We start from the raw sequence: 13442 nt of genomic DNA on the forward strand, positions 1-13442 counted from the left end.
GTGTGGGACCAGGTGAAGGAGGTCGGCGAGGCCCCTCACTGGGTGCTGAAGCTGCCGGAGATGGACCTCATCAACGCCAACGAGGTGCGCCGGTGGCACTGGGGGAAGGAGCGCCGGGTGGCCGCGAAGATACGTGAGATCGCCGCGGTGCTGGCCCGGAAGGAACGGATTCCACGGCTGGAACGGGTGCGCGTGGTCTACGTCGTGCACCCCAAGGCCGGTACCCGGGTCTTCGACCCGTCGAACTGGTCGCTGACGGCCAAGGCCGCCGTTGACGGTCTCCAGGACGCCGGGGTGTTCGAAGACGACAACGCCTCGGTGGTGACGGGAGTTGACCCCCGTGCCGGGGAGCGCCAGAACGGCGCGCACATCAGGATGTCGCTGGTCATCGTGGACCAGGGGGAGGAGAACGTAGGTGTCTGAACTGGAAGAGGAGAAGACGGCCTGGCAGCGTGCTGCCGAGCTGTTCGAGGAGGCGGGGCTACGGCGCGAGCTGGTCCCGACGTACGCGGACGCGCTGCTGGCACTGCGCGACACGGAGAACGCAGCGAAGCTCCGCAAGGCGGGATACGCGTCGGCCGCGGCGCTGCTCCAACCGGACCCCGATCTCGTCGACGCGGCGTGGGGCGAAGGAGAGGCCGACCAGTGAGCGCAGCCATCCTCGCCGATGCCGAACGCATGGAATCCGAGGCCCAGGCGCTGTATGCCAGCCTCTATGGCGCCCCGCCCGAGGGCACTCACGACGCGCACCGCTGGCGCTGCGACACCCTTGACCGTATCGACGAGTTGAGGGAGGCCGCTCGCTCCATTAAGGCCCGGATCGAGTCCAGCCGTGAGCACATCCGGAACTACTACGGCCTCGACCTCCGCATCGACCTGAAGGTCAAGCACGAGGGGCATTCCGGCCGCATCGTGGGGTTCGCTGGACAGTACGTCGAGGTGGCGTTCGACGGCGACGACCACTCCACAACGTGCCACGCCACCTCGGGCATGGAGTACCCGCCGCAGACCCGCATCGGCCCTGATCCAGACGAGCGGTTCGCCCACCTCGTGAAGGTGTAACGCTCCCGCCAGCCACTCCGTCTATCCCGTGCACGGCCCCCTGCGTCGGCGCCCGCCGACCCGATGTTCATGCAGGGGGCTGTGCTCTGGGGAGACGTGATGAGCACAGCTACCGATACGCGCGCCGCTGTCCTGCGCGAGGCGTCCCTGACCATCTGCGGGCGCCGCGAGGGCAAGACGAGAGCCTGCACCTCCTGCCTCCGGAAAGCCGACGCCGCGATCCGCATGGCCAGCGAGCCGGACCTGAATACCGCGCTCCTTCCGCGCCTCGCGGACGTCATCTGTGGATCGGCCGGCCAGCCGTGCGGCGCCTGCTGGGAGAAGGCAACGACACTCCTTCTGGAGCTGCGCGCGTGACGTTCAGCTTCATCCGGCTGGTTGCCAGCGTCCCGATCGGGGACCGTACGGCCACAAGCACGTTCGGCAAGTTATCTAGGGTCCGCAGGTACTTCACGCAGGTCAGTCGGCATGATCCGCTGTCAGGCAAGTAGGGCAGGCAGCGTCAGGGCGTCCAGGAAGTGGTTCGCTCGAACCACTTCCTGGACGCCTGTTCGGCAAGCGGCTCCCCTACGCGGGCTCGCCGAACTCGGCAACGTAGGCCGCGTAGTTCTCCGCGAGGACGGCCCGCCCGGCATCGGCGCTGAGATGGTCGATCGAGGCGACGGCAGGGACCTGCCGGTCCTCGACAGTGGTGGTGATCAGCTCAATCCGGCGGGCCAACTCGGCGACGACGCCGGGCGCCGACTCGACCAGCAGCTTCCCCTCTCGCCACGAGAACCTCGGCGCCCGGCCGATGCCGGTGCTGCGGACCTTTGTTGCCAGGAACGCCGCGTGGCGGTACGGGAGATCCGGGTTCTCAGTCAGCAGCAGGTAGACCCGCTCGGTGTCACCGCCGTAGCCGACCAGTCCGGTGCACGGCTGGATCGGCCCGTCCGTGTCTCGGGCCACCACCTCGTAGACCCGGCACTCCGTGCACCGGAACAGGTCGGTGCTGCTCTCGTACTCGAACTCGTGGCCGCCGAACCCGTCGTCCGGCTCGGTGACGTCGGCCGGCGGGCCTGCGGCGGTGCGGAGGGCCTGGGTGTACTTTCCGCCCTCGCGCGCGGCCTCGCGGGCGCGCTGCGCGGCGGTGGACTGCTTCTTCGGCACGGTCGACTCCAGCCTGGCGGTACTCCCACGCTCCCCGCCGGCGAATCGGGCCGGGACGGTCTGCTGTATTCGCGGGCCCCGGAGGACCTTGGCCGACTGTGTGCCAGGCGGCGTGGGCGCCGAGCACGGCGGCGAACGGCAGTACGCGTCTGGCCGTGGATTCCACGGTAGGGCACGCCGCTGACAGCAGAGCCAGCCAAGGGAGCTACGGGTAGGCTTCAGCTACAACTGCATCCCGGGTATCGGCCCGAACCCGCCGCGGCGCACGAGCAAGCGCCCTGGCGAACGCTCCGAATTCGACCAGAAGGGCATAGCTATGCCTCGCGCCTCCGTGATCTCTTACGGCATCTGCATCTCCGTCTCGACGTGACGTGACGACCCCTCGACCTGGGGTTTTCGCCGTCATCCACGTCACGTCACTTCCCGGGAGACTGCTGTGCCTCCGCACGACTCGATATTGGCGCGCGCCGCGCTGGGAGCCGCGAGCGCGTTCGGCTCGGCCTGCCGCTGGTGTGCGCGCCGCCGCTACGAGGTGGCCCCGGCCGCCGCTTCGGCAGGCCTGACTGGGCTGTCGTGGCTTCACCACCTCGACGGTGTCAGCTTCACCGAACACGCCGTCTACGGGCTCATTACGGCCGCCGCTGGCGCTCTCACGGCCGGCGGGCTGAAGCACCGGCACAAGGGAATCGCGACCGCGGGGGCCGGTAGCGCAGTCGTGATGGCCGATGCCTGGATAGGTGCCGGGCTCGGCCCGTCGGTACCGTCCCTGGTAGCCAGCGCCCTGGTGACCGGCGGCGCGTACGCCGCTTACGTGCCCTGGCTGGTGAAGTCGCGTCAGGACCGTCTCGCGCTCCAGGTGAAGGCCGCCAAGGCGGGCGTCACCGCCGAGGGCCTGGGCGACAACGTCCTCGCGCCGGGCATCACAGGCTCGACGGCGGAAGAGACCGCGCTCCTGCGCGCCCTGGTCGCGCTGCTGTCCGTGCCCGCGGTCGACGTGACCTCCTTGGACTACACCCCGTTCGGATGGCGGGCGGTCGTCGTTCTCCCCGCCGGCCGGAACACCTCCCCTCAGAAGGTCATCGCGCGCAAGGACCAGCTCGCGACGAACTTGGGGCTCGGCGGGAAGCTGCGCCTGGCGAAGGGGGAGCGGGACAACGAACTGGTCGTCTCGCTGTACGAGTCCGACCCGCTCGCCTCGCCCATCCCGTGGCCCGGTCCGTCGACCACGACGTGCTTGGAGCCCGCGGTGCTTGGCATGGACGCGTTCGGTCAGCCCGTGCTGGCTCCGCTGCTCTACAACCACGTCCTCATCGGAGGGTCGACGGACAACGGCAAGTCGGGCGTGCAGAGTGTGCTCATCGCCTACGCGGTCGCCTGCGAGGACGCGGAAGCGCTGCTGATCGACATGAAGCCCGGCGCCGTGGAGTTCGGGCCGTGGCGCGACAGTGCCCTTGCCCTCGCGGACACCCCGAGCCGGGCGATGCAGGTGCTCAAGGGGGTGTGGTCCGAGGTCGAGCGCCGCGGTGCGCTGCTCGCCTCGCTGGGCGAGAAGAAGTGGGTGCCTGGCAAGCACGGCCCCGCGTGGTTCGTCTTCATCGACGAGCTGGCCGAGCTGGTCCGCCGCGTGCCGCAGGCCGCCAAGTTGATTGAGTCGCTGCTCCAGGTCGCCCGGTTCGTGGGCATCACCCTGGTGTGCGCCACTCAGTCGCCGTCGAACAGGGTGTTTGGCGGGTCTACCGACGGCCGCCAGCAGTACCAGCTCCGCATCGGGCTCGGTGCGAAGGAGTCCACCACCTCGAACCTGATCTTCGGCCCGGGTGCGTACGGCGACGGCTGGTGCCTTGACGAGCTGGACGCCCCGGGCAAGTTCCTGCGCTGGGACCGCGAGCACCAGGTCCCGGTTGAGGCCCGCGCGTTCTGGATGACCGAGGAGGACGTTGCGGCGACGAACCACCGCTACGCCCCGGCGGCGGAGAGCGAGGCGAGAGAGCACCCGGAGCACTCGCCGGACCCGGAGGACGACCCGACCCCTCCGAAGCCGCCCACGCCCCCTTCCGGCGGCCCTGGGGGCGGTCGCCCGGTACTGCGCGCCGTGCCGACTTTCCCGGACGGCACGGAGATCAGCGACGAGCGGCACCTGGCCCTGTGGCAGGCGGTCGAGAAGGCGGGCCCGAAGGGCATCACGGTCGACGACCTGGTGGCGCTCGACCTGCCACAGTTCGCCGCGCGTACGTCGGTGAACGGACCGCTGAGCCAGTGGAGGAAGAAGGGATGGGTCGAGGAGGCTGGGAAGCAAGGCCGGGCCATGGCCTTCCGCACTGTGCCGCGCCGGACGGTCGCGGAGCTGCCGACGGCCGTGGAGGGCGCCGAGCCGGTCACGGTCGGCGGCTGAGGTGGCGTCGGTGGCCGTGACGCTACCCGCCGCGTGAGCGTAGAGACGGCTCTACCGACGGCCGCGGGTGGCACTGTCCCCGCGGCCGTCGTGGTCCGTAGAGGTACGACGAAGGGCTCGGCCGGTGGCCGAGCCCTTCGTGCCCGCAGTGCGGGGTAGCCCTCAAGGGCTGATAAATACAAAGCTGCGCCGAGACCAAAGGCAAGGCACGTACTTTGCGATCCCTCTAGGGGAATGATGCGCCGGCCCCGGAAGACCAGCGCGTGGTCACGTTAGCAGCTCTGTCTGTCACGCTGGGGTGAATCGTGTGGATTCGCACGGGAGTTGACGTGGGGGGCGTTGACGCCCGTGGCATGATCTCGCCATGACCAAGGGGTGGGGAAGAGGGGCTGCGTCCGCGCTGCTCGTGACCGCCGTGGCGGCCGGCGCGGCGGGGTGCGGGGGACAGGCCGACGCGGAGTCCAAGCCGGCGGCGAGCGCGAGCCCGGCGAAGAAGGCGACAAAGCCGGTGAAGGCACAGTGGGGCGACACGATGGAGTGGTGGGAGACCCACGACATCGGATGTCTCGGGGGAGCGGACGTCGAGGACAACCCCGACGGCTGCGCGGTCCGCGTGCAGGATTTCGTGGACGACGTACGGAAGATCCGCAAGGCGATGAACCGGGACGTTGCGGCGCCGAAGGGCTTCTACACGGAGGCGTACGTGATCGTGGACAAGTTGGAGACGTACGCGGGCACGCCAAGCGGGGAGGACGACACCGAAGGGTGGCTCGCTGCCCGGCCGTTGATCTGGATGCAGGGGCAGGCCCTCGACAAGTGGATCACGGCGCACCCGTTGCAGTAGCTCGGTCGTTGGGCAGCGCAGGGCACGCCTGCGGCGTTTATTCTATCAACCTTGAAAGAGGATGTATCAACCTTGGCAGAGGAAATTGAAAAGCCCGAGGAGCGTAAAACCTATTCATTTGCCATTGACGTTCAACATGCGTCCCGCTTTACCGCAATTCGCAAGAAGCAACGCCGGGAAATGGCGGACTGGGCGTCCGAATTGGCCTACAACAGCAAGGGGAAGATCACCCGGGCGCAGGCCCGTTTGGAGGCGCGCCGTCGGCGGCCGGAGCTGTGGCCGACGCTGGACGAGTACGTGGAGCAGGCCATGCGGAAGCGGCTGGCCGAGGAAGACTTGGCCGGCCCCTGGGAACCTCTGACGCCGGCGGAGGAGGAAGTGGCGACGCTGTCGGGCCGAGGGTTCGGCAAGCACTATCCGGGCTACCTCATCACGCGCGCCTATGACCTGCCCCCGTCCCTGGTCAGACAGTTGCGGACGGCTGCGATCAGGGTGAGCGAGAAGCCGCTGACGGAGTTGGAGGAACTGGGGCTCCTGTACCACTCGCTCCACTACACGATGGAGGAGCAGCAGCAGCGGGACGAGTTGGTGGGGAAGGTGATCTCCGCTCCGCGGATCGTCCGCCAGGCACTGGAGCGGTACGGCCCGTGGCCGCGGGATGAGCGTCCGCCGTCCGCGCCGCCGGAGGAGCCCAAGCCCTCGGCCGGGTGAGGGCCCTTAGGGGTAATTTCTATCAACCTTGATACAAGAAACGGCGCAACGCGCGCACGGATATAGAGGCCTCCAATTACCGATCTGACCCACCCGTGTGCATTCTTGAATTCGGTTTGAATAATGGCCATCCTGGGGTTATCAATGGCTTTGAGAACGCACCAGAGGAGGCGTCCCCTTGCCCAGTTCCGTCCCGCCGCTCCCGGGCCTCACCCGCTACACCAGATGGGACCAGGTCCCCGAGGGCCTTCACACCAAGACCCAGCTCCACCAGCAGGGCCTCAAACCGGGGTCCGCCCCGGTGGGGCAAGTGCTGTACCACGGCAACTCGTACGCCCCGCTGTTCGAGGTGACCGCCGCGGTGGCCAAGCCCGAGTGCTCGCCGGCGCAGCGTGCCGCGCTCGACCGGGCCCGGAAGCTTCAGTACCTGTGCCGGCGCTGCGGCGTCTGCGAGGAGAAGCCGCTCGGGCGCGGCCGGTTCTGCGCCCCGTGCCGGTACGCGATGACGCTGTGGGAGCAGCACCACCAGGCGCAGGTCCTCGCGCGCGAGCTCGTCGCCGACCCTGCCGCCGTGCTCCTGGTCGTGGATGTCGAGCCCGACTCGCTCCCGGAGGCGCAGGGCGTCGCCGTAGTCTCCGTGCGCGACCGCCAGGTCCTGTACGCGGCCCCGGCCGGGGAGTACGGCAGCGCCGAGCGCGGCGCTGTCCTCGACCGGCTCGATGCGCTCCTGGCGGCCCGGCGGGTGGTCGAGGAGCCCGACTTCATGGGCCCGCACAGCCGCTACCCGCACGCCCTGCTCCGCCTGCCGAACTCCGGGCCGGTCGTCTCCGGCCGGGACCCGCTGCACCCGTGGGCCGCGCCCCACTCGGCGGCCAACGACTCCGTCACGCGGATCTGGGCCGGATGGTACGGCTGGACCGACCACCATTCGTCCACGACTGCCTGCGCGCCGTGGGAGTGGAGCGGCGACATCCCGATGCCGTGGTCGAGGTCGCTGGACCTCGCGGCCGACGGGCGGTCGATGGCCGGCCTGCTGCACCGGATCGCCGACGGCACCGAGCCGGTGTGGGAGCGAGCGGCATGGACGCTCGACGGCCACGGCGTCGGCGTCCCGGAGGGGAGCGCCTGATGTCGTCGCTACGGATCATGGACTCCGACCCGGGGAAGGCGCGGCGCACCGCGGATGCCGTACGGCGCGCCCTGGAAGCGTCGCCGGAGGTCGTCGTCGGCAACGTGTCGGAGAAGGCGAACTACCGGGACGGCGGCCTCCGGGTCTTCATGGAGGTGTTGTTCCTGGAGGCGCCGGCCGCGCGCGAGAACGAGGAGCAGGAGGTGACCGTCGAGCGCGCCGACCGGCCCCGACGGCGCGCGGCTCGGCGCGAGTTGCCGCGCGGCTGACCGGGAGCCCGGGACGTAAGCACCACCAGCCCCGCACTCTTCCCCGGCTCGCCACTCCTGGCGGGTGTTCCCCGAGGGAAAGAAGTGCACCCGTATGACCAACTGGACCCCGAAGCTGACCAACGTCACCGGCACCGACGGCACCTCCGGCACCGGCCGGTACGTCTCCGCGAACGGCATCTGCACTTTCACCGCGCAGATCGTCGCGAAGAAGGAGACCGCCTCCGCCGACTCCGCCGGCTTCGGCCTGACCCTGCCCGTCCCGGCCGCGGCCGGTTGCCGCTACGTCTTCAAGGCCAGCCTCGACGGCCGCGACGCGGACAACGGCGTTTGGACCGGTGAGGCGCAGATCTACGCCGGGTCGGACGGAACGAAGATCGACCGTATCCGGGTCACCGGGACCTCGAACGCCGCCGCGATGCAGAACGTCGGCCATCTCTACGGTGACGCCGAGGGCGCCGCCGAGGCGGAGATCATCACGGTGACGGGCTCGTACCCGACCGCCTGATCCCCTACCAGCCGCGGGGCCGACGGAGAGTTTCCCGTCGGCCCCGCGGCCCGTTTTGGGCAACCGGTTCGCGTAGCCGTCACACCAGACGCTCTGCCCCGCTCTCCCTTTTTCGCTCCCTCCATGCCGCGGTGCGACACCGCCCGGAGCAAAACACCTGATCAGAGCGGGTGAAGTAACCAGGAGCCAAGCGTCGGCCGCACTCCGGGCATGCCGGGCCCATCCCGATAGTGTGGGAGGCCATCAAGTCCAGGCCCCGGCCGTAACGGCGGTAGTGCCGAGACCATGCGGACTTGCACGCGGCCGAGCAGTACCGGCGCTGCGGCGCCGAACCGGAAGGCAGCTGCTCGCGGCACATCACGCAGGCCCTCTGCGTGCCAGCCATACCTCCGGTCTACGCCCGTTCACCCCCATGCGCCACTGGCACTCGGATCTCGGCGGGTATGCTGCGGGTCGGCGGCCACGACCGCCCCCCGCTGAAGAGGTTCCCGCCCACGCCGGGCCCTCGTCGGTAGGCCGAGCCGTCCTTCGACGCATCGTGTGCATGACCCTGAACGCGTCCGCTTCACGGCGGCGTGCGCGTGGGGCGCGCTGCTGCATGGAGTGAGACATGCCTACGAGCAAGCCGCGGAAGTCCCGGAAGCGCACCCGGGAGATCAAAGAGCGGAGCCGCGCAACTGGCGCGAGCCACACCAAGGCGATGCGGGCCAATGATGCTGAACGCGACGGCGGGCAGCAGTGGCCGCCGCCCAGTGTCCCCGAGTCCCCCAACGCCTACGGCGGCGACTTCGAGCGGAACGCCATCCCCGTGCTGCTCATTGCCGAAGTCCCCGCGGATGTATCCGAAGCCGAGGTCGCCCAGGTCGTCGCCGACGCCTGCGACATCCTCGTCCGCCCCGATGAGGGCTGGTACCGGGCAATGGCGGACGTATGGCCGATCCCGGTACGGCGACCGTCCGAGGAGCACCAGGATCACTCGGTGGTGACGATGCTCTTCTCCCCGTCGGCGCGCCGGCCGTGGTGGCTGGAGAACGGCGAGGGGAACCAAGACGAGGTCACGGCGTTCATGAACGACGCGTTCACCGCGGTCCAGGCCGCGCTGCACCGGCGGTACCCGACGACGAAGATGGTGAGCCCCAAGCTGCTGCCGGTGGGCCACGAAAAGGCGCGCGACCTCATGGAGAAGGCCGGCGAGGAGGCGCGCGCCGTCACCACCGACCCGCACCCGTCGGTCCTGGAGAACGACGGCCCCGAGCCCGAGCCGGAGGACTTGCCGTACCGGGTCGTGGACCGGGAGAACCGCGGCTGGCATGCCGTGTCCGGCGGGCAGTACATGATCGACTATGGCGGGCTCCGTCCGGGCCGGCCGGAGGACCCGGTCACCTTCGAGGTGCTGGAGGCCGAACAGGGCCCGCTGCGCCGCGTCGTTGCGCCGGACCCTGGCGATGTCCTGATGCTGAAGGGGGCGCTCACCGACTCGGGCAAGAAGGCCGCAGCGACCACGCTGGTCGCCCTGTACCGCACAGCGGGCGTGTACGCGCACGACTCCTCGCCGGGGACCTGCGACGCCGGGTCGCTGATCGCGGGGCGCGAGGGCTCGTGGGAGTCGGACCTGATGATGCGCCTGGCGTGGACGATCGGCGGCGATCTGCACGAGAAGCCGAAGCGGTACGACGAGAAGTGCGTCGGGCAGATCATCGATGTCCTGGAGCAGTGGACGAGGCACCCCACGCGCTATGTCGAGGTCGCCGAGACCCTGGCCAACATCTTCGGCACAGTCGTCGACGAGCGCGGCGGTTGGGCGGAGGTCGCTGACCGCTACCTCCAGCCCGGCGCGCAGGTCGGGCACCCGGAGGACACCATCGAAGCGGTCCGCCGCTTCCTGTTCACGAAGTCACAGGCCTTCTGGGATGAGCAGCACCCCCCGCTGGAAGACGCGGCCGGCCAAGACGAGGAGACCGAATGAGGGCCGAGGACCTGTACCTGGGGTGGAGCGAGCTGCGGCACGCCGAGGGCTGCCGGAAGCCGGCGTGGGTCGCCGAGACCCGCACCGAGTGGGACACCTTCCGCGGCGGGCGTACCCACTCCTGCCCGGACGAGGACTGCGACCACCGGGACCGCTACGAGAAGACGACCCTGCGCCTGGTGTGCCACTCCTGCGGCACCGTGCGCCTCCACAGCGGAGAGATGCATTCCCGCGGCAGCACGAACGCCGAGCGGTACGGGTACGGCCAGCAGCCGAAGAAGGTGGGTGGCCTGTACCTGTACCCGGGCGAAACGGCCGAGTGGGTCGGCGCCCCGAACTCGCCGTGGGACTACCTGGTGACCGCGGAAAAGGTCCAGCGGATCACGAAGGACAACCTCGTCGGCAGCATCGGGCAGGGCTGCACACCCCGCGGCCGGGTCATCTGGAGCGCAGGGGCCCACCCCACGTTTGCGGCGGGCCTGTACGGCACGCCGCAGGTGACGTACCGCGTCGTCAGCGGCGAGGAGACTTTCAACACCCCGACGGCCGCGGCGAAGTGGATTGAGCAAGCCCGCCTGACGAAGCCGATCAAGCAGTAGAGTCGGGGCGCAGGCCCGGTACCGCATCCCCCGTCGGTACCGGGCCGTCAGCGCGCGCGGCGCCGCAACCGTGCCCAGACGGACGGCTGCGGCTGAAGGGCAGCTCTGACCGCGCGCTCAAAGGCGCCGAGGCCGGCTTCAATTCGGGTGGCGTTCTCTGTCTCGGTGAGGGCGGCGTCCGCCAGCTCGTTGGCAGCGGTTGCCACGTCGGCGTCTGGGTGGCGCAGCAGGGGCGCGGCGGCCGTGGCCAGCCGGAGCAGCGGTTCGCGCACCGTGGCGGTGTGTTCCTTGCTTGCCCGGCGGTCTCCGGCCAGTATCTCGGCAGCGTTCCCAAGGCCGGCAGTGAGGCTGAGGCGGTCTGACCCTCCGGCCGCTTGTGCGTGTGCGGCGCCGCCTGCATATGCGAGGGCGGCGAGCAGGAAGGAGCGGCCTCGTTCGGCGGGGCCTTCCCAGAGGATGCGGCTGGTTGCTGCTGCGTGCCGGATGTCGAGGACGGCCACGGTCAGGGCGTCGGCTTGCGCGCGAAGGGTGGCCTTCTCTGCTTCCCGGTCGGCTCGGTCCCTGGACTTGTTGGCGAGCCACCAGCCGAAGTAGGCGAGCCCCAGCCCGATCAGCAGGTCGAGGAGTTTGTCGGCGTTCTCGCCCAGGAAGTGCATGAACTTGTTCACCAGGGCAGTGTCCCGACGGGTCGCGCCGGTTCGGTGGTTGTTGCCGTTCTGAAGCCGAAGGTGGACGTGATCGTTGCGGCCCGGTGGCCCATCTGTTCAGGAGGCCGGGTCGGTGCGCAGGGCGCCGGGGCGTACGGGCCGGCCGAGGAGTTCGAGGACGAGCCGGCGGTGGGCGGAGTGCAGGGTGCGCACTGCGGCGGCCTCCAGGCCGGGCGGGGTGGGCTGCTCGCCGCGGGGGCGGCCGGGCTGGGTGGGAATCCACAGGTGCCCAGGGTCGGTGCCTTGCAGGGAGGAGGCGATGATGCCGGCGCGCTGGCGCATCCACCGGCCGAGGATGCGCGCGGTGTCAGCCGACAGGGTGTGCGTGAGCTTCGCGGCCAGGAGGATGCGTGGAGGATTGTGTTGGAGCTGGACGTCGTCGGTGTACAGCGGCGCGAGCTGGGCGACGGTGCGGCCGGTCTCGGCGACGAGTGCGGCCAGCGCCGCGGTGCGCACGGCGACGGCCGCGGTGGCGCCGCGGCGCTCGACAGCGAGGCGCCGTACGACCTTGTCGGCTTCGTCGGGGTCGAGGTGTTCTCCGCTGGTGTTCGGGGGGACTTCGAGGCGCCAGGGGGTTCCCAGGTACTCGGCGAACACGTTGTAGGTGATGATCCGCACGCGGGTGGTGGCGTCGGCGGAGCGGGCGTTCGGGCCGGAGAGGGTGTTGCGGCGCCGTGTGCGCCCGGCTGCTGCGTCTTCGAGCCAGGCGTCGGCGCGGGGGAGTTCCATCAGTTCCTCGGCGCTCAGCGCGGCCAGGGGAGCGGCTTCCGCGTTCTGGGCGTGCTCCAGGTACTCGGTGAGGAAGGTGCCGCGTACGCGCTGGGTCTCGACGGCGAACTCCTTGGTGCGCAGGTGCTCCAGGAAGGCGTCGATGGCGGCGAGGGCGGTCCGGTACTCGGTCACGCCGCTCAGCGTACGCAGCACGGTCCGCATCTTCTTGGTAACAGCAAACTAGCGCCTCTCGCCACAGGCCGGGGGCCGCCGTCCGGGTGCGGCGTGAGCCATGGTCCGTGTCGGACCGATCCGGTCCGGCCTGGTCCAGTACGGTCCGTCCCGGACCCATGACCGGCCCGCAGGGAGCCACAGGCCCGGCGTGGGTGAGGAGCGCTAGTTTGCTGTTACCAAGACTTCGATGGAGCGCTGCGCGGCTCCCCTGCCGGCGGTACTCAGTAGGTAGACGGGGTGGGGCGGTCAGGCGTTACGCCCCTGGCACCGTGCCCGTCGAGGACTGAGGCTGAAGCCGCTCGTTCAACGCGTGCACGACGGCCGGCCGGGCGCTGCATAGACTTCCGGCGTGATCCAGGGACGGCAGGCGACCGACATCGAGGTGGAGATGGTCACCACCATGCTCCGTATCGCCGCTGACACCGACCGGCTGGAAGAGCTGGAGGAGACGAGCCCAGCGCCGCACTTCGCGCTCAGGGCCGGGCGGCCTCTGGTCGAGTCCGCCGAACTCCTGCGCGCCAAAGCCGAGCAGACCGCGGACCTCAAGCAGTGCCCTGTGCTGCAACAGCTCGTCGAAGAAGACCGCCAGCGCCGCAGCCGCTAGGCCAGTGCGGCGCGCGCCTTGTCCAGTTCGTCGGCGGTGACGGTGCCGGCGTCGCGCAGCCCTGCGGACTCCCACGCGGCCTTCGCCTTCTCGGCGTTCCCGCCGGCGGCGTCCAGGAGGACGCCCTTGGCGATGTTCACCGCGATGACGCCTTCGCCCACGTCCATGAGGTGGGCGACCATCCGCACGGTCTTCTGGCGGCCGACGGACTCGTTGTACCGGTACACCAGCACCCAGCGGCCGACCAGCGAGCGGGCCCGCTCGATCATCTGGCGGCCCCGGTCGGTCTCCTGCTGCTCGGTGCGGATCTCCTCCGCGCCGTCGGCCGTACGCAGGGTCAGCAGGCCGCGGCGGCTGGACTCCTCGATCTCTACCTTCTCCAGGAACGCGACGAACTTCGCGGCGCTCTCCAACCGGGCAGTGTCCTGGGCAACCTGGCCGGCGATCATGTGCAGGTCCACGGCCAGGCCCTGCACACGGCGGCCCCAGGCCGCTTCGTCTCCGGGCGGGCAGGGGCCGGATGCCTGGGCAGCGGCGGTCACGAGGCTGTAGTCCAT

17 protein-coding genes are annotated in these 13442 nt (G+C 69.9%); 13 read left to right on the forward strand and 4 right to left on the reverse strand.

Features of this window, described 5'->3' with window-relative positions:
- From ACIGWZ_RS36885 to ACIGWZ_RS36900, 4 genes are all read left to right on the forward strand, one after another.
- Entirely contained in the window at positions 1 to 423 is a 423-nt protein-coding gene (locus ACIGWZ_RS36885; RefSeq protein WP_400071984.1) for a hypothetical protein, read from the forward strand.
- Positions 416 to 649, forward strand: a complete 234-nt coding sequence (locus ACIGWZ_RS36890) for a hypothetical protein (protein ID WP_400071986.1) — start codon at positions 416 to 418, stop codon at positions 647 to 649. The genes ACIGWZ_RS36885 and ACIGWZ_RS36890 overlap by 8 nt, the downstream gene beginning before the upstream one ends.
- Entirely contained in the window at positions 646 to 1062 is a 417-nt protein-coding gene (locus ACIGWZ_RS36895) for a hypothetical protein (protein ID WP_400071988.1), read from the forward strand. The genes ACIGWZ_RS36890 and ACIGWZ_RS36895 overlap by 4 nt, the downstream gene beginning before the upstream one ends.
- A 99-nt stretch (positions 1063 to 1161) precedes the next feature.
- Positions 1162 to 1419, forward strand: a complete 258-nt coding sequence (locus ACIGWZ_RS36900) for a hypothetical protein (protein WP_400071990.1) — start codon at positions 1162 to 1164, stop codon at positions 1417 to 1419.
- 210 nt (positions 1420 to 1629) lie between these two features.
- Here the strand turns inward: ACIGWZ_RS36900 and ACIGWZ_RS36905 are convergent, their stop codons facing one another.
- The gene (locus ACIGWZ_RS36905; RefSeq protein ID WP_400071991.1) at positions 1630 to 2211 is read right to left on the reverse strand and encodes a hypothetical protein; all 582 of its coding nucleotides are present in this window, start codon (positions 2209 to 2211) and stop codon (positions 1630 to 1632) included.
- Positions 2212 to 2647: 436 nt separating this feature from the next.
- Here ACIGWZ_RS36905 and ACIGWZ_RS36910 point away from each other — a divergent pair, with 436 nt between their 5' ends.
- From ACIGWZ_RS36910 to ACIGWZ_RS36945, 8 genes are all read left to right on the forward strand, one after another.
- On the forward strand, positions 2648 to 4603 hold the full coding sequence (locus ACIGWZ_RS36910; protein ID WP_400071993.1) for an FtsK/SpoIIIE domain-containing protein: 1956 nt from the start codon (positions 2648 to 2650) through the stop codon (positions 4601 to 4603).
- Between the two features lie 364 nt (positions 4604 to 4967).
- On the forward strand, positions 4968 to 5447 hold the full coding sequence (locus tag ACIGWZ_RS36915; RefSeq protein WP_400071995.1) for a hypothetical protein: 480 nt from the start codon (positions 4968 to 4970) through the stop codon (positions 5445 to 5447).
- Between the two features lie 51 nt (positions 5448 to 5498).
- Positions 5499 to 6158 (forward strand): hypothetical protein, encoded by a 660-nt coding sequence (locus ACIGWZ_RS36920; RefSeq protein WP_400071997.1) that lies wholly within the window; start codon positions 5499 to 5501, stop codon positions 6156 to 6158.
- A 178-nt stretch (positions 6159 to 6336) separates the two neighbouring features.
- The gene (locus ACIGWZ_RS36925; RefSeq protein WP_400071999.1) at positions 6337 to 7287 is read left to right on the forward strand and encodes a hypothetical protein; all 951 of its coding nucleotides are present in this window, start codon (positions 6337 to 6339) and stop codon (positions 7285 to 7287) included.
- Positions 7287 to 7556: a hypothetical protein gene (locus tag ACIGWZ_RS36930; protein ID WP_400072001.1), complete on the forward strand. Its 270-nt coding sequence runs from the start codon at positions 7287 to 7289 to the stop codon at positions 7554 to 7556. Before ACIGWZ_RS36925 ends, ACIGWZ_RS36930 begins: the two co-directional genes overlap by 1 nt.
- A gap of 94 nt (positions 7557 to 7650) precedes the next feature.
- Positions 7651 to 8064, forward strand: coding sequence for a hypothetical protein (locus ACIGWZ_RS36935; protein WP_400072002.1), 414 nt, complete (start codon positions 7651 to 7653; stop codon positions 8062 to 8064).
- A gap of 610 nt (positions 8065 to 8674) precedes the next feature.
- Entirely contained in the window at positions 8675 to 10030 is a 1356-nt protein-coding gene (locus ACIGWZ_RS36940) for a hypothetical protein (protein WP_400072004.1), read from the forward strand.
- Positions 10027 to 10629 (forward strand): hypothetical protein, encoded by a 603-nt coding sequence (locus ACIGWZ_RS36945; RefSeq protein WP_400072006.1) that lies wholly within the window; start codon positions 10027 to 10029, stop codon positions 10627 to 10629. The genes ACIGWZ_RS36940 and ACIGWZ_RS36945 overlap by 4 nt, the downstream gene beginning before the upstream one ends.
- Positions 10630 to 10676: 47 nt before the next feature.
- Here ACIGWZ_RS36945 and ACIGWZ_RS36950 read toward each other — a convergent pair whose 3' ends face one another.
- Both ACIGWZ_RS36950 and ACIGWZ_RS36955 read right to left on the reverse strand, forming a co-directional pair.
- A complete protein-coding gene (locus tag ACIGWZ_RS36950) occupies positions 10677 to 11297 on the reverse strand; it encodes a hypothetical protein (RefSeq protein ID WP_400072008.1) in 621 nt (206 codons plus the stop codon).
- Positions 11298 to 11393: 96 nt separating this feature from the next.
- On the reverse strand, positions 11394 to 12239 hold the full coding sequence (locus ACIGWZ_RS36955; RefSeq protein WP_400072010.1) for a hypothetical protein: 846 nt from the start codon (positions 12237 to 12239) through the stop codon (positions 11394 to 11396).
- A gap of 391 nt (positions 12240 to 12630) precedes the next feature.
- Here ACIGWZ_RS36955 and ACIGWZ_RS36960 point away from each other — a divergent pair, with 391 nt between their 5' ends.
- A complete protein-coding gene (locus ACIGWZ_RS36960; RefSeq protein WP_400072012.1) occupies positions 12631 to 12885 on the forward strand; it encodes a hypothetical protein in 255 nt (84 codons plus the stop codon).
- On the opposite strand, the gene ACIGWZ_RS36965 is transcribed toward ACIGWZ_RS36960, so the two are convergent.
- Complete coding sequence (locus tag ACIGWZ_RS36965; RefSeq protein ID WP_400072014.1) at positions 12882 to 13442, reverse strand: hypothetical protein; 561 nt, start codon at positions 13440 to 13442, stop codon at positions 12882 to 12884. The two genes, ACIGWZ_RS36960 and ACIGWZ_RS36965, sit on opposite strands and share 4 nt — an antisense overlap.

It is taken from the genome of Streptomyces sp. NPDC053427, from assembly GCF_044544985.1.
Lineage (GTDB): Bacteria > Actinomycetota > Actinomycetes > Streptomycetales > Streptomycetaceae > Streptomyces.

Coding starts and splice junctions, on each gene's coding strand:
- ACIGWZ_RS36940 (WP_400072004.1), top strand. CDS start 8,675: ATGCCTACGAGCAAGCCGCGGAAGTCCCGGAAGCGCACCCGGGAGATC.
- ACIGWZ_RS36935 (WP_400072002.1), top strand. CDS start 7,651: ATGACCAACTGGACCCCGAAGCTGACCAACGTCACCGGCACCGACGGC.
- ACIGWZ_RS36930 (WP_400072001.1), top strand. CDS start 7,287: ATGTCGTCGCTACGGATCATGGACTCCGACCCGGGGAAGGCGCGGCGC.
- ACIGWZ_RS36965 (WP_400072014.1), bottom strand. CDS start 13,442: ATGGACTACAGCCTCGTGACCGCCGCTGCCCAGGCATCCGGCCCCTGC.
- ACIGWZ_RS36915 (WP_400071995.1), top strand. CDS start 4,968: ATGACCAAGGGGTGGGGAAGAGGGGCTGCGTCCGCGCTGCTCGTGACC.
- ACIGWZ_RS36945 (WP_400072006.1), top strand. CDS start 10,027: ATGAGGGCCGAGGACCTGTACCTGGGGTGGAGCGAGCTGCGGCACGCC.
- ACIGWZ_RS36900 (WP_400071990.1), top strand. CDS start 1,162: ATGAGCACAGCTACCGATACGCGCGCCGCTGTCCTGCGCGAGGCGTCC.